The sequence below is a fragment of the Lelliottia amnigena genome, from assembly GCF_019047465.1.
GTDB lineage: Bacteria > Pseudomonadota > Gammaproteobacteria > Enterobacterales > Enterobacteriaceae > Enterobacter > Enterobacter amnigenus.
The window spans coordinates 713,023-731,731 of record NZ_CP077236.1 but is presented as its reverse complement, the minus strand read 5'-3'; the positions used below and the strand labels follow the sequence as shown (position 1 = coordinate 731,731).

General features: G+C 53.8%; 15 protein-coding genes and 5 tRNA genes. 11 read left to right on the top strand and 9 right to left on the bottom strand.

Translation table 11 applies throughout. The annotated features are described in order from the left end of the window. Positions 1 to 245 precede the first annotated feature (245 nt). The 10 genes from I6L74_RS03435 to I6L74_RS03390 all read left to right on the top strand — a co-directional run bounded on the left by I6L74_RS03435 (position 246) and on the right by I6L74_RS03390 (position 5,379). Positions 246 to 338: transfer RNA gene (locus I6L74_RS03435), tRNA-Ser, on the top strand. Between the two features lie 4 nt (positions 339 to 342). Beyond that, positions 343 to 419, top strand: a tRNA-Arg gene (locus I6L74_RS03430). A gap of 197 nt (positions 420 to 616) precedes the next feature. Beyond that, positions 617 to 693, top strand: a tRNA-Arg gene (locus I6L74_RS03425). Between the two features lie 29 nt (positions 694 to 722). Next, positions 723 to 799 (top strand) — tRNA-Arg (locus I6L74_RS03420). 160 nt (positions 800 to 959) lie between these two features. Further along, a tRNA-Arg gene (locus I6L74_RS03415) sits at positions 960 to 1,036 on the top strand. A gap of 251 nt (positions 1,037 to 1,287) precedes the next feature. Then, on the top strand, positions 1,288 to 1,854 hold the full coding sequence (yqaB, locus tag I6L74_RS03410; protein WP_059177721.1) for a fructose-1-phosphate/6-phosphogluconate phosphatase: 567 nt from the start codon (positions 1,288 to 1,290) through the stop codon (positions 1,852 to 1,854). Continuing rightward, positions 1,851 to 2,279, top strand: coding sequence for a YqaA family protein (locus I6L74_RS03405; RefSeq protein ID WP_059177722.1), 429 nt, complete (start codon positions 1,851 to 1,853; stop codon positions 2,277 to 2,279). The genes yqaB and I6L74_RS03405 overlap by 4 nt, the downstream gene beginning before the upstream one ends. A gap of 82 nt (positions 2,280 to 2,361) precedes the next feature. Continuing rightward, positions 2,362 to 3,906: a glutamate--cysteine ligase gene (gshA, locus tag I6L74_RS03400; RefSeq protein ID WP_059177723.1), complete on the top strand. Its 1,545-nt coding sequence runs from the start codon at positions 2,362 to 2,364 to the stop codon at positions 3,904 to 3,906. Between the two features lie 151 nt (positions 3,907 to 4,057). After that, on the top strand, positions 4,058 to 4,573 hold the full coding sequence (gene luxS / locus I6L74_RS03395; protein WP_015960161.1) for an S-ribosylhomocysteine lyase: 516 nt from the start codon (positions 4,058 to 4,060) through the stop codon (positions 4,571 to 4,573). Positions 4,574 to 4,614: 41 nt separating this feature from the next. Next, positions 4,615 to 5,379 carry an AraC family transcriptional regulator gene (locus tag I6L74_RS03390; protein ID WP_059177724.1) on the top strand — a complete coding sequence of 255 codons (765 nt, stop codon included), beginning with the start codon at positions 4,615 to 4,617 and terminating at the stop codon, positions 5,377 to 5,379. Here I6L74_RS03390 and leuA read toward each other — a convergent pair. From leuA to I6L74_RS03365, 5 genes are all read right to left on the bottom strand, one after another. Then, entirely contained in the window at positions 5,376 to 7,025 is a 1,650-nt protein-coding gene (gene leuA, locus I6L74_RS03385) for a 2-isopropylmalate synthase (protein WP_059177725.1), read from the bottom strand. The genes I6L74_RS03390 and leuA overlap by 4 nt on opposite strands. A 111-nt stretch (positions 7,026 to 7,136) precedes the next feature. Continuing rightward, a complete protein-coding gene (gene emrB / locus I6L74_RS03380) occupies positions 7,137 to 8,684 on the bottom strand; it encodes a multidrug efflux MFS transporter permease subunit EmrB (RefSeq protein ID WP_059177726.1) in 1,548 nt (515 codons plus the stop codon). A 16-nt stretch (positions 8,685 to 8,700) separates the two neighbouring features. Beyond that, on the bottom strand, positions 8,701 to 9,873 hold the full coding sequence (gene emrA / locus I6L74_RS03375; RefSeq protein ID WP_059177727.1) for a multidrug efflux MFS transporter periplasmic adaptor subunit EmrA: 1,173 nt from the start codon (positions 9,871 to 9,873) through the stop codon (positions 8,701 to 8,703). A 125-nt stretch (positions 9,874 to 9,998) separates the two neighbouring features. Next, complete coding sequence (mprA, locus tag I6L74_RS03370) at positions 9,999 to 10,529, bottom strand: transcriptional repressor MprA (protein ID WP_059177728.1); 531 nt, start codon at positions 10,527 to 10,529, stop codon at positions 9,999 to 10,001. Positions 10,530 to 10,911: 382 nt separating this feature from the next. Continuing rightward, on the bottom strand, positions 10,912 to 12,096 hold the full coding sequence (locus I6L74_RS03365; protein WP_059177729.1) for an MFS transporter: 1,185 nt from the start codon (positions 12,094 to 12,096) through the stop codon (positions 10,912 to 10,914). Between the two features lie 484 nt (positions 12,097 to 12,580). On the opposite strand from I6L74_RS03365, the gene I6L74_RS03360 reads away from it, so the two are divergent. Further along, positions 12,581 to 13,729, top strand: a complete 1,149-nt coding sequence (locus I6L74_RS03360) for an integrase core domain-containing protein (protein WP_059177730.1) — start codon at positions 12,581 to 12,583, stop codon at positions 13,727 to 13,729. A 230-nt stretch (positions 13,730 to 13,959) separates the two neighbouring features. Here the strand turns inward: I6L74_RS03360 and proX are convergent, their stop codons facing one another. The 4 genes from proX to nrdF all read right to left on the bottom strand — a co-directional run bounded on the left by proX (position 13,960) and on the right by nrdF (position 18,704). Next, on the bottom strand, positions 13,960 to 14,955 hold the full coding sequence (proX, locus tag I6L74_RS03355; protein WP_059177731.1) for a glycine betaine/L-proline ABC transporter substrate-binding protein ProX: 996 nt from the start codon (positions 14,953 to 14,955) through the stop codon (positions 13,960 to 13,962). A gap of 194 nt (positions 14,956 to 15,149) precedes the next feature. After that, positions 15,150 to 16,217 (bottom strand): glycine betaine/L-proline ABC transporter permease ProW, encoded by a 1,068-nt coding sequence (gene proW, locus I6L74_RS03350; RefSeq protein WP_059177732.1) that lies wholly within the window; start codon positions 16,215 to 16,217, stop codon positions 15,150 to 15,152. Further along, entirely contained in the window at positions 16,210 to 17,412 is a 1,203-nt protein-coding gene (gene proV / locus I6L74_RS03345) for a glycine betaine/L-proline ABC transporter ATP-binding protein ProV (protein WP_059177733.1), read from the bottom strand. The genes proW and proV overlap by 8 nt, the downstream gene beginning before the upstream one ends. A 332-nt stretch (positions 17,413 to 17,744) precedes the next feature. Next, positions 17,745 to 18,704, bottom strand: coding sequence for a class 1b ribonucleoside-diphosphate reductase subunit beta (gene nrdF / locus I6L74_RS03340; RefSeq protein WP_059177734.1), 960 nt, complete (start codon positions 18,702 to 18,704; stop codon positions 17,745 to 17,747). Positions 18,705 to 18,709 lie beyond the last annotated feature (5 nt).

Sequence of the window (18,709 nt, the reverse complement as noted above, 5' to 3'; positions counted from 1 at the left end):
TCCAGAATCTTATCTCATCCAAAATCAGTCTCTTCACCTGCAGAAAGCTGCTTTAACGTGTGTAAAATCCGCTTATAAAACACCCTCTTTGTGGTTTTTGCATGCGAATTGCCTGTGATTTGTGCAAACGATAAATGTCTGTGGAAAATTGTTTGACTTATAAGTCCCAGAAAGTAATATATGCGCCACGCAGCGACGAAGAGCTCTTAACAAGTTCTCCGAAGCACTCGCAAGAGGCGTTGTGTGGTGAGGTGGCCGAGAGGCTGAAGGCGCTCCCCTGCTAAGGGAGTATGCGGTCAAAAGCTGCATCCGGGGTTCGAATCCCCGCCTCACCGCCATTTTGCATCCGTAGCTCAGCTGGATAGAGTACTCGGCTACGAACCGAGCGGTCGGAGGTTCGAATCCTCCCGGATGCACCATCTTCTTCGAGATAACAGCGGCACTGTTATTTCACGGTCCGCGAAATTATCGCGAGCACCAGGGAAGATAACGTTGCTTCAGCAACGGCCCGAAGGGTGAGGCGCAGCCGAGTAATCCTCCCGGATGCACCATCTATTACTTCATATTGCTTTCGAAGTGACATGACGTATCAAGCAGTACCATAGTAAATCCCGATGCATCCGTAGCTCAGCTGGATAGAGTACTCGGCTACGAACCGAGCGGTCGGAGGTTCGAATCCTCCCGGATGCACCATTTACTATTTCTGAAGGCAGTACCCTGATGCATCCGTAGCTCAGCTGGATAGAGTACTCGGCTACGAACCGAGCGGTCGGAGGTTCGAATCCTCCCGGATGCACCATCTTCTCCAAATTAACAGTGAATCTGTTAGTTCATGGTCTGCGACTTTATCGCGAGCACCAGGAAGGATAACGTTGCTTCAGCAACGGCCCGAAGGGCGAGGTAGTACCAAGTCATCCTCCCGGATGCACATTTATCATTTCTGAAGGCAGTACCCTGATGCATCCGTAGCTCAGCTGGATAGAGTACTCGGCTACGAACCGAGCGGTCGGAGGTTCGAATCCTCCCGGATGCACCATCTTCTCCAAATTAACCTCAACTCTACTCATTCATGGTCTGCGAATTTATCGCGAGCACCAGGAAAGATAACGTTGCTTCAGCAATGGCGACGCAGGGTGAGGCAATACCCAGTCATCCTCCCGGATTCACCCTCTCTTTCTTCTTCAATTTATCCCCTGAATTTTTCATCAGCTATCACTCTTACTGTCAGCGACAAAAATCCTTGTTTACGTTAAAGTAATGCTTTGTTAATCGTTGGGCGAGAGCACGATGTACACACAGTATGACGGTCTGATCTTCGATATGGATGGCACTATCCTGGACACCGAACCCACTCATCGTAAAGCGTGGGATGATGTTCTGAGTCGTTACGGAATGCGTTTCGATTTACAGGCAATGGTGGCGCTCAATGGCTCGCCAACCTGGCGTATCGCTCAGGCGGTGATTGAACTTAATCAAGCCGATCTGGACCCCCACCTGCTCGCTCGCGAAAAAACCGACGCCGTCAAAGCGATGCTTTTAGACACGGTTCGTCCGCTTCCGCTGATTGATGTTGTTAAAGAGTGGCACGGCCGTCGCCCGATGTCAGTGGGGACGGGGAGTGAAAGCGCGGTAGCCGAAGCTTTGCTCAATCATCTTGGACTGCGTCACTATTTTTCGGCAGTGGTCGCCGCCGATCATGTTAAAAATCATAAACCCGCGCCGGATACCTTTCTGCTGTGTGCAGAATTAATGGGTGTCGCCGCGTCTCGGTGCGTGGTTTTTGAGGATGCAGATTTTGGTATTCAGGCCGCGCATGCCGCCGGAATGGATGCAGTGGATGTTCGCTTACTGTGAGTGACTTGCTGTCACTTGCTTCGTTATTTGCCAGCAGTTTTTTAAGTGCCACACTCTTACCGGGTAACTCCGAAGTTGTGCTGGTCGCGATGCTGTTGTCAGGCGTGAGTCAGCCCTGGTTGTTGGTCTTAATAGCAACAATGGGTAATAGCCTTGGAGGGCTGACTAACGTTATTCTTGGTCGTTTCTTTCCGCTGCGTAAAAAATCACGCTGGCAGGAAAAGGCAGCAGGCTGGCTTAAACGCTATGGTGCTGCCACGCTTTTATTAAGCTGGATGCCTGTAATAGGGGATTTGCTGTGTCTGCTGGCAGGGTGGATGCGCATCTCATGGGGACCAGTGCTCTTTTTTTTATGCCTTGGTAAGGCGTTGCGCTATGTCCTCGTGGCACTGGCAACACTGCAAGGCATGACGTGGTGGCACTAATTGGTGGAATGAATAAACGACCTTCAATCGTCAACCATTACAATTATGCTGGATAACTATTATTGACAGGCGGGAGGTCAATTTGATCCCGGACGTATCACAGGCGCTAGCCTGGCTGGAAAAGCACCCTCAGGCCCTGAAGGGTATACAGCGCGGGCTTGAGCGCGAAACACTGCGCGTAAACGCGGATGGTAGTTTGGCAACAACCGGCCATCCGGAGTCGTTAGGCTCTGCGTTGACTCATAAATGGATCACGACCGATTTTGCCGAAGCGCTGCTGGAATTTATCACTCCGGTTGATGGCGATATCGATCATATGCTGACGCTAATGCGTGATGTCCACCGCTACACCGCCCGTCAGTTGGGTGATGAGCGCATGTGGCCACTCAGCATGCCTTGCTACATTGAGCAGGGCCAGGATATTGAGCTGGCGCAATACGGCACGTCGAATATTGGTCGACTGAAAACGCTGTACCGCGAAGGTTTAAAAAACCGCTATGGCGCGTTGATGCAAACCATCTCCGGGGTGCATTACAACTTCTCGTTGCCGATGGCGTTCTGGCAGGCAAAATGCGGTGAAACGGATAAAGAAGCGATCTCAGCGGGCTATTTCCGCCTGATTCGTAACTACTACCGTTTTGGCTGGGTGATCCCGTATCTGTTCGGTGCCTCCCCGGCGATTTGCTCCTCATTCTTGCAGGGCAAACCGACGACGCTACCGTTCGAAAAGACCGACTGCGGCATGTACTATCTGCCGTACGCCACCTCATTACGCCTCAGCGATCTGGGTTATACCAATAAGTCGCAAAGCAATCTCGGTATTACGTTTAACGATTTGCACGAGTATGTGGCAGGATTGAAGCGGGCGATCAAAACGCCGTCGGAAGAGTACGAAACGATCGGGCTCGAAAAAGACGGTAAACGCCTGCAAATTAACAGTAACGTTTTGCAGATTGAAAACGAACTGTATGCGCCGATTCGCCCGAAACGCGTCACGCGCAGCGGCGAAGCACCGTCAGATGCGCTGGAGCGCGGCGGCATCGAGTATATCGAAGTCCGTTCCCTGGACATCAACCCGTTCTCGCCCATTGGCGTTGACGAGCAGCAGATCCGTTTCCTCGATCTGTTTATGGTCTGGTGTGTTCTGGCGGATGCGCCGGAAATGAGTGCTGACGAGTTATTGTGTACGCGCACCAACTGGAATCGCGTAATACTTGAAGGACGCAAACCTGGCCTGACATTAGGCATTGGTTGTGAAACGGCACAGTTCCCGCTGGCAAAAGTGGGCAAAGATCTGTTCCGCGATCTCAAACGCGTCGCGCAGACGATGGACAGCCTTTACGGTGGTGAGGAATATCAAAAAGTGTGCGACCAACTGGTCGAGAGCTTTGATAACCCTGAACTGACGTTCTCGGCACGCATTCTGCGTTCTATGATTGATCAAGGTATCGGTGGCACAGGCCGTACGCTCGCTGCGCAGTACCGTGACATGTTGCAGCAGGAGCCGCTGGAAGTGTTGAGCGAAGAAGATTTCGTGGCGGAACGCGAGGCATCCATTGCACGCCAGCGTGAAGTCGAAGCGGCGGACACTGAATCGTTCGATGCGTTTTTGGCGAAACACGCCTGACAGAAAAGAAAATGGCCACATCGCTGTGGCCAAAATAACATCTCTGAAATCAGGGATGATGATAACAAATGCGCGTCTTTCATAGAGTAAGACGCGCGGTTGAACAAAGAGTTCATTTTATTTTAAAAATAATCACTATCGGAGGTGACGTATGCCGTTATTAGATAGCTTCACAGTCGACCATACCCGTATGGAAGCACCTGCTGTACGTGTGGCAAAAACCATGCATACCCCGAGCGGCGACGCGATCACCGTGTTTGACCTGCGTTTTTGCGTGCCAAATAAAGAAGTGATGCCCGAAAAAGGCATTCACACGCTGGAGCACCTGTTCGCAGGCTTCATGCGCGATCACCTGAACGGTAACGGTGTTGAAATCATCGACATCTCTCCGATGGGCTGCCGTACCGGTTTCTATATGAGCCTGATCGGCACCCCTGAAGAAACGCGCGTGGCGGATGCCTGGAAAGCGGCGATGGCCGACGTACTGAAAGTCAAAGAGCAGAACCAGATCCCTGAGCTGAACGTCTACCAGTGCGGTACGTATCATATGCACTCGCTGGAAGAAGCGCAGGAGATCGCGCGTCATATTCTCGATCGTGATGTTCGCGTGAACAGTAACGAAGAGCTGGCGCTGCCGAAAGAAACGCTGAAAGAGCTGCACATTTAGTGCGCCATTCCCCTCTCCTCAGGGAGAGGGAAGCCTAACCCATGACCACCACCACAGCCTTCTCTTTTACCCATCGCCCTTTGGTTCCTTACGCTCATGATTATCGTCATGGTGACAGCGAGCCGTACCATCAGCACGATTGTGCCCAGCTACTGCATAGCCTGAGCGGAGTTGTTCGCGTTGATACGATTGCAGGATGTTGGGTCGTTCCACCTGGACGAGGCGTCTGGTTGCCAGCGGGTACGCAGCATGCGATTCGCATTACCGGCAACGTGGCGGCGCGCACGCTTTTTATCGATCCGCTTGCCCGCGCCGATCTGCCGGCGTCCTGCCAGATCGTGCAGATCTCGCCGTTACTGCGTGAACTTATTGTCGCCTCGCTCGATCTCCCCGAATCTTATTCTCCCGGCAGCCGCGATGAGCGCGTCTACGAACTGATTCTGGATGAAATCCGCACCCTGCCTGTCCTGCCGTTTCATCTCCCGGAACCGCAAAGCGAGTCATTGCGACAGCTTTGTCAGCAGATCCGCCAGGACCCCGGATTAACCTTGAGCAGCGCGCAGGCCGCAAGCCTGACTAGCATGAGTGAGCGCACCCTTAACCGCCATTTTCAGCAGCAAACCGGGTTAAGCTACGGGGAGTGGACGAGAAGGGCGCGTCTGGTTGAAGCCCTGCTGCGACTGGCGCAAGGCCAGCCGGTATTACGCGTTGCGCTGGACCTGGGTTACGGCAGCCACAGCGCTTTCACGGCCATGTTTCGCCGGGTAATGGGCATTTCGCCCAGCGATTATTTCAAAGATGCCTAACCGACGGCGTTAAACAGCGCCTGAATTGACGCGCGCGCCACGTCGCTATCAATCCCCACACCCCATCGACTGGTACCATCCTGGAAAAGACAGCGGATGTACGCCACCGAGCGGCTGTCGCTGCGCTCCCCCAGCGAATGCTCATGATAATCCTTAATCACAAACGGCTTATCCAGCCAACGGCTGATGCCATTGGCGGCGGCCGACAGCAAACCGTTTCCCTGGCCCTCAAGCTGCCGCGTCCCACCACCGGTGACCACCGAGGCGGCCAGGCGCAACTGTCCGTCCTGCAGGCTCTCACTGCGATACGTTTCCAGGGTAAAGTGTCCAGAGGGCATCAGTCCGTAACGGCTGCGGAAAAGCTGCCAGAGCGCGTTTTGCGTCATCTCTTTCCCCTGGCTGTCGGCCTCCTGCTGCACATGCTGGCTAAAATCTTGCTGCAGCGCACGCGGTAATTTCAGACCGTGATTCTGCTCAATCAGCCACGCGCTGCCGCTTTTTCCCGACTGGCTGTTCACGCGGATCACCGCTTCGTAGGAGCAGCCAATATCCTGCGGATCGACCGGCAGATAGGGCATCTCCCAGCGGTCGTCCGGCTGACGCGCATCGAAGCCTTTTTTAATCGCATCCTGATGCGAGCCTGAAAATGCCGTATAAGCCAAACGCCCCGCCCACGGATGACGTGGATGCACCGGGAGCTGATTACAGCTTTCCACCACCTCAACGACCTGATTCATATCGCTGAAATCCAGATCCGGGCTGACGCCCTGGGAGTATAAATTCATCGCCAGCGTCACCAGACACACATTGCCCGTGCGCTCGCCGTTGCCAAACAGACAGCCTTCCACGCGATCCGCACCGGCCATCATCGCCAGTTCGGCACAGGCGACGCCCGTACCGCGATCGTTATGCGGATGAACGCTAATACACACCTCGCTGCGACGGCTAAAGCGGCGGCAGAAATATTCAATCTGATCGGCATACACATTCGGCGTATTCACTTCAACGGTCGCGGGCAGGTTGATAATCATCGGGCGCTCGGGGCACGGCTGCCAGATTTCGGCCACGGCCTCACAAATTTCCAGCGCAAATTCTGGCTCGGTAAAGCAGAACGTTTCCGGGGAGTACTCGTACTGCCAGCTCGTTTGTGGATTTTCTTCGCAGAGCTGTCGGATCAGACGCGTGGACCGGGTTGCGAGCGTAATAATTTGCGCCTTGTCCATGCCAAAAACCAGGCGGCGAAACAGCGGGGCGGTGGCGTTATACAGATGAAGGGTCGCCTTTTTCGCACCGCGCAACGATTCAAAGGTGCGAAGAATCAACTCTTCCCGCGCCTGAGTTAAGACCTGAATCGTGACGTCATCGGGAATGCGATTTTCGTCGATCAGCTGGCGAACAAAATCAAAGTCAGTTTGCGATGCGGATGGGAACGCGACTTCAATTTCTTTAAAACCGCAGCCAAGGAGTAACTCCCAGAATTGCAGTTTGCGTGCGCTGTCCATCGGTTCGGCGAGCGCCTGATTGCCATCGCGCAAATCGGTGGAAAGCCAGCGTGGCGCATGGGTGATACGTTTCTCGGGCCAGCGACGGTCGGGCAGAGAGATTGGGGGGAAAGGCTGATATTTTTGTGCGGGTTGTTTCAGCATGATGCGCTCCTGTTGTCTTTTCACTATCGTGAAGCGATTTCAGGAGCGCTGCTTTATCAGAACTGACAGAAGCTAGAGAGAAACGGACAACTTTCTCGTCTACGGAACCGGTTAGTGCGCACCACCGCCGCCACCACCCGCGCCGAATGGCGGTTTGGCAAACCATATCAAGCTCAGGAGCAGGATAAATATCCCCGCCGAAATCCAGAAAATCTCGTTCGCGGAGATAATCAGACCCTGATTGGTGATCTGCTGGGCGATCCAGCCGGAGGCCTGCTGCTGCGTCATGCCCATTCCTTCGAGCTGGCTGTACATCTGCTGCGCGTTCGGGTTGTAGACGTTAACCGATTCCGTCAGCTGGGCGTGGTGCAATGATTCCCGGCTGGTCCACAAGGTGGTGGTAATCGACGTCCCGATTGAGCCTGCCAGCGTTCGGGTAAAGTTCGATAAGCTCGAGGCCGCCGCCATACGCTCAGGCGGCAAGCCGGACAGCGTGATGGTGGTCAGTGGCATAAAGAAGCACGCCACCGCAAAGCCCTGGATAAACTGCGGCCACGCGGACGCGCCAAAATCCATCCCCGGTTCGAACGTGTAGGCACGCCAGTAGAAACAGACGGCATACATAATAAAGCTGAATGTCACCAGCCTGCGCATGTCGAGTTTATGCGCAAAACGACCGATAATCGGCGACAGGAGTACCGGAATCAATCCCACCGGCGCTGACGCCAGGCCCGCCCAGGTTGCCGTATAGCCGTATACCTCCTGCAACAGCTGCGGAAGCAGCACAATTGCACCGAAGTAGAGCATGTAGGCGAGACTGATACACAGGCAGCCGATGGTAAAGTTTCGCGACTTAAACAACGACAAATCGACTATCGGGTTATCGTCCGTGAGCTCCCAGACAATCAGGAAACTTATCGCGACCACCGCCACGACGGTCAGCACGATAATCTCTTGCGAGGCAAACCAGTCCAGCTCTTTACCGCGGTCCAGCATAATCTGCAGGCTACCGATGCCCACCACCAGCAGTGCAAGACCCACGCCGTCAATGCGTCGTTGCTCGGTCTTCGTCTCGCGACCACGCAGCGTTTGCAGCGTGAGCAGCACGACGACCGCGCCAATCGGCACGTTGATAAAGAAGATCCAGCCCCAGTGATAGTTATCACTGATAAATCCGCCGAGAATCGGTCCGCAAATCGGCGCGACGATAACGGTCATCGACCATAGCGCCAGCGCGATAGAGCGTTTAGCGGGCGGATAGTTGTTCAGCAGCAAACTTTGCGACAGCGGAATCAACGGCCCCGCCACAATCCCTTGAATGACGCGGAAGAAGATCAGCATCGTCAGGCTATTGGACATCCCACACGCCCATGAGGCGAGGACGAACAGTACCGTCGACCACATGAACAATCTGACTTCGCCGACGCGTTTTGCCAGCCAGCCCGTGATAGGAATTGAGATCGCATTCGCGACCCCGAACGAGGTGATCACCCAGGTCCCCTGGCTCAGTGACGAGCCAAGGTTACCGGCAATCGTCGGGATCGCCACGTTTGCGATGGTGGAGTCCAGCACCTGCATGAAGGTCGCCAGCGACAGCGCAATGGTCATAATGACCAGTGGCGCGCCTTCCAATGGTTTTTGCGATTTTTGCGGTTGCATAACGCTCACCTTCGGATTAACCGGCGTTCGCTTTCACGATGTCATCGATCAGCTTATTGACGGGATCAAGGCTGATTTCACGGGCATTACTTTCGTAAGCCGGATTAGTACGCACCTGGTTCGCCAGCATTTGACCATCACGATTGGTGGTATCGACGGTCACCAGCGTGGACAACCCGATACGCAGCGGATGATCCGTTAGCTGTTTTTGATCCAGTTCGATACGCACCGGTAGACGCTGGACCACTTTGATCCAGTTGCCGGTCGCGTTTTGCGCTGGCAGCAGCGAGAACGCGCTCCCTGTCCCCATATCCAGACCGACCACTTTCCCGGTGTATTCCACGTCATCGCCGTAAATATCACTGACGATAGTTGCCGTTTGGCCGATACGCATATGCGCGAGCTGCGTCTCTTTAAAGTTTGCATCTACCCACAGATTAGTGGCCGGAACCACCGCCATCAGCGGAGTGGTTGGGCTAATCTGCGCGCCAGGCTGCACGGAACGTCGTGAGACATAGCCGGTCATTGGGCTGACGATTTTGGTACGCTGCAGGGCAAGCCAGGCGTTACGCACTTCGGTTGCAGCCTGTTTTACCGCCGGCTGGTCTTCCAGGCTGGTGCCCAGAATCATCGCCTGATTCGCGTTGTACTGTTGGATTGCTACATCAAGCTGTGCCTGTGCACTGGCCACGGCGTCACGCGCGTGTTGCAGCTCTTCGCGACCAATCAGGTTCGCCGTGCCAAGCGGTACGCGACGATTCAAATCGCTTTGCGCTTGCGCCAGCGCGGTTTTCTGCACGTCGATGCTGGCCTGCAATTGCTTGCTGTTAATCATCGACTGGCGTGTCTGTCGCACGCTGGAAGCCAGCTCGGTCTGCGCCTTTTCGAACGCCTGCTGAGCATCGGTCGGATCGAGCGTAACCAGCACATCCCCTTTTTGCACAAAGTCGGTATTGTCAGCCCAGACTTTCGTCACGCTGCCCGACACCTGGGCCATAATCTGAACCTGGTTCCCTGCCACGTATGCATCATCCGTTTCCTGAATATGACGCAACACTAAAAACCAATAGATACCATATGCCACAGCAATAATAATAAAGAGCAAGGTCAGCAGCAGAAGGGCACTCTTACGTTTGCCTTTCTTGTTAGCTGGTTGCTGCGGGGGAATATTCTCCGCATTTGCGCTCATTGTTGTTCTCCACGATCTTCTTATTTTCACATCGGCTGAGCCGACCTGTTGTCAGAAAGGCCAGCAGTGTGATGTGCTGGCCTGTCAGTTATTGTTAAATCTGGATGTTTGAGCGTGTCGTCGTGTTAGCTCAGCGCCTCAAGAATGACGCCATCTTCATCCATCTGATCCAGACGGGTGAGGAGCTTACGGGTGATTTGCTCTAGCTGATCGCGCTCGGTCGTGCTCAGCGCCGACCAGAGTTGGTGCAGGCAGTTGTGCTGAGGTGGCAGCACCCCGCGCAGGAATTCGTGACCTTTATCGGTCAATTGTAGATGCAAACAACGGCGGTCGTTGTCGCTTTCACGGCGCTCAATCCAGCCGCGTTTTTCCAGCTCATCGGCGATGCGAGTGGCATTGGTGCGCGATGAACCCAGCGCACAGCTCAGTTCGGACGGCTGAATGCTGTGATCTTCCTGAGACTCCAGGGTAATCAACGCCATAAATAACGTCTCGTTAATCCCTTGAGCTTTCAGCATTTTATTGCGGTTATCCAGCAGTTTACCTTGCATGTGCATGCACAGGCGGGTCAGCAGAATTTCCTGATATGGGAAGTCCTCATGACGACTGGCGCGAAATTTAAGCATTTGTTCAATGGGCGTAAACGAACTATCCATTTGGGCATGACCTCATTAATTACAGTCGATATAGTAACGACAGTGACAAATAATGTAAATGAATTATTTGTGCGGTTATATCCGCCAAACTTATATCACTGTCAGCAAGTGCCGGGTGAATCCGTGACCCGGTGAGCACAGAAAAGGAAGGGCAAACGCCCACGAAAGACGGGGTCGGGCGACGAGAAACAGCATGAGGTTTCAAACGGAGAGGATGTAATGTCAACCTGGTGAAACTGGGAGCAGCCTGTAAGTATGAACTGTTCATGCGGCAATCTAATATGTCACCCACATTAAAATTTCTGGGATAAATGATTACCTTTAACCTTAACAGACTGCAGGGCTCCTTAACACCCTAAGAAGCCCCAAACCGATGTAAAGCTTAGTTAATTGCTTCCTGTAGGTGATATCCGCGCCACCAGATGATGACGTTGATGACAGCGACGACTGTTCCGGCCAGACAAACCCCCGCCCAGCCAGCGTGTTGCCACGCCGAGGCGGAAATCAGTGACCCCGCAGCCCCACCGATAAAGTAGCTGGTCATGTAACCGGCCGTCAGGCGGTTACGCGCCTCGGGTTTCAGGCGATAGATAACCGTCTGGTTGGTGATATGCACGCCCTGAACCGTCAGGTCGAGAACCAGAATCCCAACAATCAACGCCATCACGGAAATATGCCCATACCAGATAGCCGCCCAGGAGAGCAGCAGCAGAATCAGCCCTGCGGTGGTGGTCAGGTGCGATTTGCCCTTATCCGCCAGTCCACCTGCAGGACGTGCGCCTAACGCGCCTGCTGCGCCGGCCAGACCAAACAGGCCAATCATGCCTTCGGAATAGTTAAACGGCGGTGAGGCTAGCAGGAACGCCATCGACGTCCACAAAATGCTGAAGTTGGCGAAGGTAAAACAGCCAAGCAACGCGCGGGTACGCAGCAGTTTATCTTGTGTGAACAAGCTGAAAACGGACCCAAGTAGCTGCGGATAGTTCAGGTGATTTTCCTGCTTCACTTTTGGCAATCCGCGCCACAGCGCCAGAGCCATGATCACCATGAGCACCGACGCCACCCAGTAAACGGTGCGCCAGCCGCCGAGGCTTGCCAGCAATCCTGCCACCGTTCGCGCCAGTAAAATCCCGAGCAATAAACCGCTCATGATGGTCCCGACCACTTTGCCGCGTTTATCAGGTGCAGCCAGCGTTGCCGCCAGAGGCACCAGAATTTGTGCGACGACCGAGAATAACCCCGTGAGCGCGGTGCCAATAATCATCATGGTAAGCGACTGGCTGGATGCGGTGATCAGCATGCCGCCCGCCGCCAGCAGCGTCATGGAGACAATCAGCCTGCGGCGTTCAAACATATCGCCTAACGGCACCAGGAACAGCAAACCGGCGGCGTAACCCAGCTGTGCAGCGGTCACAATAAACCCCGCCGAGCTGGCTGAGAGGGAAAAGGCGCGCGCAATGGTGTCCAGCAGCGGCTGCGCGTAATAGTTACTGGCGACCGCCAGGCCCGTTGCCACAGACATTAAAAGGATGAGTGCAGGGCTAAGCCCTTGAGATGTTTTTGTCATTAGATTCAGGAATCGTGAGTTAAGTAATGATTTTTCCAGAAACCAATCATAACGGATGAGGATGAATGTTGGGGAATTGTTGCGTGGTGGTTTGTGCGGTTTTGATCTATTGCCTGACTACGGACTTTTATTGTGGGGTGAGGGCCGTTGAGCCTGTATTTATCAGGAGAAAATGTATTTGAGGTAATACAGAAATAAAAAGGCGATGGCCTGGTCCGGCTGTAAATCGCCGAGTCGTTGACTATAGGCCGAGGCGACGCGCATGGATGCGCGGCGAGGGCGCATTTACAGGGCCGTTACAGCGCCCGTCCCCGATAGCCGTAGGGAATAAGACGAGGGTACCGCGAAGCGGCGATTTTCTTGCCGGGAGCCGGGATTGTTAAGGGGGCGGCGATGTATGAACCGGTCACATGGGTAACACTTTAAACCGGGCACATGGGTAACAGGTTATAACAGTACGGTAAACAGCTGACGGAGGTTTACCGTGCCCTGGACTGAGACTGTTACCATGCAACGTTTGCAGTTTGTCGCGGCCTGCCTTGAAGGCAACCTTCCAGTTGCCGAGGTATGCCGCCGCTTTAATATCAGCCGTAAGACCGGTTACAAGTGGCTGGCTCGTTTTTCACCGGATGAGGCCGCCTCCCTGGCTGACCGCTCCCGGGCGCGCCATCACCAGAACTCAACCCCTGAACCCATGGTTCAGCTGTTGCTGGACACTAAACAGCAGCACCCGCTATGGGGGCCGGAGAAAATCAGGCAGCGACTGCTTAACCTGAATATCATCTGCGTGCCTGCGGCCAGTACGATTGGAGAGCTGTTTCGGGTTCACGGGCTGGTTAAAAAGCGTCGGCCTCCGGCTTTTAAATCCACACGTCCTCATGAACTACATACTGTCGTCCACCCGAATGAGGTCTGGAGTGCCGATTTCAAGGGTAAATTTACTCATACCGGCGGGCGCTGGTGTCATCCTTTCACGCTGACCGACAACTGTAGCAGGATAGTGCTGGCGTGCGATGCCACCTATATGCCTGACGGCCGGTTTGTCATTCCCTGCCTTGAACGGGTGTTCCGGGAATGCGGTATGCCGCAGGTGCTGCGTACGGACAACGGACCGCCGTTTGCCGGTGCTGGCCTGTGGGGGCTGAGCCAGATGTCCATCTGGCTGATTAAATGTGGTGTCCTGCCGGAACGTATCCGGCCGGGTAAACCCACGGAGAACGGGCGGCATGAGCGGATGCACCGGCCCCTGAAGGATGCACTAAAGCGGCATACAAAGTTCACGTCCCTGGAAGAGCAGCAGGCCTGGCTGGATGCCTGGCGTAGTGAGTTTAATGACATTCGCCCCCACAAGGCGCTGGGCGGAAAAACACCCGGCTCGGTCTGGTATCCGTCAGAGCGCATCTTTACCGGCCCATGGAAGGCAATGCCGGTACCGGATGATGCACGGACATTACGCGTCTCAGTAAAAGGCGATTTATGCTTTAACAGTACCCGGATATTTTTATCGGAGGCGCTGAGGGGAGAATGGATATGGATGAAGCAGGTCGAAGAAGATCTGGATGAGATAGGATTTGGTGCACTGATACTGGCCCGGTACGACAGACGAAATCATCGTATAATCCGGGCCGATTAAGTCAAAAAGTGTTACCTGTGTGACCGGTCAGATCTGTAACCCATGTGACCGGTTCATACACGATAGCCCCCTTAACACGTTCACCGGTTCTGGTGTAACAAAGAAGCCGAGAACGAAAGGTGAACGGAACGAAACTCAGAGCCGCCTGTTCCCCCTCACCCCAGCCCTCACCCAAGAGGAGAGGGCGTTGCCCATGCGGGCATCTCAGGAGCGAGTGGAAAATGAAAAGACTATTTCTGCGCGGCCAGCGCTTCTTTCACCCAGCCATCAAACTGCTGCTGGTGGGCTTTGATCCAGCCGTCAACGTGACCCTGAATATTCGCTTCGGACGATTTGCCTTCATGCATCATCGCGTTCTGCGCGTTGATATCCGCCAGGGGCAGTTTCATCACGGAGAACAGTTTCGCCGCCGCCGGGTTCTTCTCAGCCCAGGCTTTGTTCGCCACGATATGCATCGTATTCACCGGGAAGCCATAGTTCATGCCGTTCGGCAGCTTGGTGTCGATATCTTTCTGCTCGCCTGGCAGAGAGGAGAATGGCACCTGCAGCCACACCACATCTTTACCCGGCTTCAGCACATCGCTGACCCAATATGGGGTCCAGGTGTAATAGATAACCGGTTTACCCTCTTTAAAGCGCGCGATGGTATCTGCCATCATCGCCGAGTAGTTCCCGTGGCTCACGTCAACGGTCTTCTCGAGATCGAACGCTTTGTTCTGATGGTTAATCACCGCTTCACAACCCCAGCCCGGGGAGCAGCCCATCATGTCGGCTTTGCCGTCACCGTTGGTGTCGAACAGTTTGGCGATCTTCGGATCTTTCAGCTGTTCGATATTGGTGATGTGGTATTTCTCGGCGGTTTTCTTGTCGACCAAATAACCCTGCGCCGCACCGGTCACAAACGTCCCTTCGCGATAGAATTTTTTACTTCCGCCCGCAGCAGCGTACATATCATCATGCAGCGGCTTCCAGTTAACGGCGGTGAACGTGGCGTCGCCAGAGGCGATCGAGGTATAGCCCACGTTGTAATCCACTTCACTTGGCTTATTGACCGTATAGCCCAGTTTTTCCAGCGCGCGGCTGACGATCATGGTCTGGAACGTCTCTTCGGAAATGGTGCTCTGAACCGGTTGAACGGTAATGCCTTTGCCCGGGAGATCAGCCGCAAACGTGCTGGTTGAGACAAGGGTGGCAAACGCTGTGGCAAAAAGTACGTTATGTCGCATCGTTATTCCTTATTACATTACACTTCATCATTCCGGCCGCCTCGTCGTTGGCTGCACGCATTCACCCCAGTTAAGTACCATCGGTACGCGCCCTGGGAATCATTCGTTTGCCGCCGCGATGGAACCTGAATAATTTTGTGTAAAGTTCATGAGTTGAAGACCCGACGGCAATGTGTCGCCGGGCGCTTACAGGATTACTTCGTGAATGGGCGGCTCAGCAGGCCGACAGGACCGGTTTGGTACCAGCGACGGTTACCGCGACTGCGTGAATCGCGACCCACAGCCTGGGTCAGACGGTCAAGAATGATGGCGAGGATCACAATCCCCACGCCGCCCACGGTGGCAAGACCCATATCAAGACGGCCAATACCGCGCAGTACCATCTGGCCAAGCCCGCCAACGGCGATCATCGAGGCGATCACTACCATGGAGAGGGCGAGCATCAGCGTCTGATTAACTCCCGCCATAATGGTGGGCATGGCCAGCGGTAGCTGGACTTTGAACAGCATCTGTCGTGGGCTTGCGCCAAACGAGCGTGAAGCTTCAATCAAATCGGCCGGCACCTGGTTAATCCCCAGAATTGTCAGGCGAATAATCGGCGGCAGGGCGAAGATAATGGTCACCACAACACCCGGCACGTTGCCGATACCAAACAGCATCACAATCGGCACCAGATAGACAAACGCCGGTGTGGTCTGCATCGCATCAAGCAGTGGCCGGATGATTTTGGCCGCCCTTGGACTGCGCGCCAGCCAAATGCCCATCGGTAAACCGATGATGATGCAGAAGAACAGGGCAGTGAGCACCAGCGCCAGCGTGACCATGGCCTGCGACCACGCGCCGATAGCGCCAATCGCAATCAGTGAGATCAGCGTGGCAATCCCCATTCCAGCGCTGCCGAACTGCCAGGCGATCATGGCGAACAGGATGATTGCCACTGGCGCAGGCATGCCCAACAACATTTGCTGGAAGCCGTTCAGAATGTAATCTACCGGCACGCGAATGCCCTGGAACACGGGACGGAAATGCGTGACAACCCAGTCGATACCTTCGGTCACCCAACTGTCCAGCGGGATCAGCGTTTTATGGAACGGGTCCATAATATTGAAATGTTCCTGTGCAGGCGCAGGGGCACTGTTTAGCCAGTCTGCTGCACCGCCGCCATCGGTAGGGGCAGGGGTCGAAGAACCCCACGCATCTGCCGATTGTGCCGCGCTATCCGCTGCTTCTGTGGTTCCCCACGGGTTTGATTGATCAGCCATTGTTTGCCCCCTCGCGATCTAAAGCCTGCAGCAACATCCGTTTTGAGATGATGCCGACGTATTGTTGTTCTTCTCCGATAACCGGTACGGCGCACGGCGCCTGACCCACATGAGAGAGCAACTCGCTGAGCGGCGTTTCGGCGTCCACGGCAAGCGGAGCGTCAATTAACGCCGCATCGATTCCCAGATTTTCGCTTAACGCGCTTTTCAGTGAATCGATGGAGACAATGCCAACATATTTATTACCGCGTTCAATCACATAACCGTATTCACGGTCTTCATCCTGCAGCAGCTTCAGCGCCGAGCGCGGGCCAAAACCTGGCGTACGACGAATAATGCCGTTCAGCGCGCGACGGGCAATATCTTTGGCGCTAAATACCTGGCTAATATCCACGCCACGGAAGAAGGTGCGAACATAATCATTTGCCGGATTATTCAGTATTTCGTCCGGGGTGCCGACCTGAACCACTTCACCATTTTGCATAATGGCAATACGGTCGCCAATTCGCATGGCTTCATCAAGGTCATGGGAAATAAATACCACGGTGCGCTGATGTTTTGCCTGAAGTTTTACCAGTTCATCCTGCATCTCGGTACGAATTAAGGGATCGAGCGCCGAGAAGGCTTCATCCATTAATAAAATATCGGGATTAATGGCTAATGCGCGGGCCAAACCCACACGCTGGCGCATACCGCCCGAGAGTTCATCCGGATAACCGTGAGCATAATTTTCGAGCCCAACCTGACGCAATGCATCCAGCGCTTTTTCCTGGCGCTCAGCCGCAGGGATTCCCGCTAATTCCATACCGAAGGCGGTATTATCCAATACCGTCATATGTGGCATTAGCGCGAATGACTGGAAGACCATTGCAATCTTTTTCCTGCGCACGTCGCGCAGCTCAGCATCGGATATTTTTGCGATATCAACGCCGTCAATTAGCACCTGTCCACGAGTGGGTTCAATCAGGCGATTGAGAAGGCGTACCATGGTGGATTTACCCGATCCGGATAATCCCATGATGACGAAAATCTCGCCTTCTTCAATGGCCAGACTGGCGTCTTTAACGCCAAGCGAAAGCCCTGTTTTCTCCAGGATTAATTCTTTTGAAAGTCCTTTTTCAATATATTTGAAGGCTCGCTGCGGATTATCGCCAAATACTTTATACAGATTTTTAACTTCTAATTTAATTGCCATGCAATAGAGTCAGTCCTGTTATTTATCTATGTCGATATCATTACCAGTGGAAATAATTAGCCGGCATTACCCTAACATACTCAGAATCTGAGACAACCCTTGCCAGGCTTGAAGCCTGAATTTTGCAACAAGCGAAACGGCTGAATTTCCCATGAGGTAAGGGCTGAGCGCTGGTCGAATTTTTCTGATATTTTTGTCAATGCACAGGAGAATTTCACCTGAATCGCAATGATTCAGGTGAATATGAAGCCAGGATGACAGTGTAGATCACGCGGAAATATATGTCGGAGATTTTAGGATTTATATTAAATTAATGAACGCTATATTTTGCCTCAGAAATCCCAATCCGCATCTTCGGTTTCTACTGCTTTACCCATTACATAAGACGAGCCCGAGCCGGAGAAAAAATCATGATTTTCGTCGGCATTCGGGGAGAGGGCCGCCAGAATCGCCGGATTCACTTCCGCCATTTCGGGAGGGAACAGCGCTTCATATCCCAGGTTCATCAGCGCTTTATTGGCGTTGTAGCACAGGAACGCTTTCACGTCGGTTTCCCAGCCTGTTCCGGCGTACAATTCTTCGGTATAACTCAGCTCGTTATCGTACAAATCCATCAGCAAATCGAGCGCAAACCCTTTCAGTTCTTCCCGTTTTTCTTCACTGATTTTCTCCAGCCCTTTCTGATATTTATAGCCGATGTAATAGCCATGTACCGCTTCATCACGAATGATCAGACGAATCAGATCGGCGGTATTGGTCAGTTTGCCGCGACTGGACCAGTACATCGGCAGCCAAAAACCAGAATAGAAGAGGAAAGATTCCAGGAACACGCTGGCGATTTTCTTCTTTAAGGGGTCATCGGCGTGATAATACTCCAGCACCAGCTGAGCCTTACGCTGCAGCGAGGCCGATGCTTCGCTCCAGGAATAGGCGGCATCCACGTCTTTGGTCTGGCACAGCGTCGAGAAAATCGAGCTGTACGACCGGGCATGCACCGCTTCCATAAAGCTGATATTCGACATTACCGCTTCTTCATGTGGCGTGAGCGAATCGCCCATCAGCGCGGGCGCACCCACGCTATTTTGAATGGTGTCCAGCAGCGTCAGGCCAGTGAACACGCGGATCGTCAGCTGTTGCTCGGCGTGGCTAAGCGTTTGCCAGGCCGGGATATCGTTCGACAGCGGCACTTTTTCCGGTAGCCAAAAGTTGCTGGTCAGGCGGTTCCAGACCTCCAGGTCTTTATCATCCTGAATCTTGTTCCAGTTGATGGCGCTCACGCGTGACAGTTTCATCCTTT

Bases quoted from the DNA above. Each gene is read 5' to 3' on its own strand.
- yqaB (WP_059177721.1), top strand. From the start codon at position 1,288: ATGTACACACAGTATGACGGTCTGATCTTCGATATGGATGGCACTATC.
- I6L74_RS03390 (WP_059177724.1), top strand. From the start codon at position 4,615: ATGACCACCACCACAGCCTTCTCTTTTACCCATCGCCCTTTGGTTCCT.
- mprA (WP_059177728.1), bottom strand. From the start codon at position 10,529: ATGGATAGTTCGTTTACGCCCATTGAACAAATGCTTAAATTTCGCGCC.
- I6L74_RS03365 (WP_059177729.1), bottom strand. From the start codon at position 12,096: ATGACAAAAACATCTCAAGGGCTTAGCCCTGCACTCATCCTTTTAATG.
- leuA (WP_059177725.1), bottom strand. From the start codon at position 7,025: ATGCTGAAACAACCCGCACAAAAATATCAGCCTTTCCCCCCAATCTCT.
- proX (WP_059177731.1), bottom strand. From the start codon at position 14,955: ATGCGACATAACGTACTTTTTGCCACAGCGTTTGCCACCCTTGTCTCA.
- proV (WP_059177733.1), bottom strand. From the start codon at position 17,412: ATGGCAATTAAATTAGAAGTTAAAAATCTGTATAAAGTATTTGGCGAT.
- nrdF (WP_059177734.1), bottom strand. From the start codon at position 18,704: ATGAAACTGTCACGCGTGAGCGCCATCAACTGGAACAAGATTCAGGAT.
- proW (WP_059177732.1), bottom strand. From the start codon at position 16,217: ATGGCTGATCAATCAAACCCGTGGGGAACCACAGAAGCAGCGGATAGC.
- luxS (WP_015960161.1), top strand. From the start codon at position 4,058: ATGCCGTTATTAGATAGCTTCACAGTCGACCATACCCGTATGGAAGCA.
- emrB (WP_059177726.1), bottom strand. From the start codon at position 8,684: ATGCAACCGCAAAAATCGCAAAAACCATTGGAAGGCGCGCCACTGGTC.
- emrA (WP_059177727.1), bottom strand. From the start codon at position 9,873: ATGAGCGCAAATGCGGAGAATATTCCCCCGCAGCAACCAGCTAACAAG.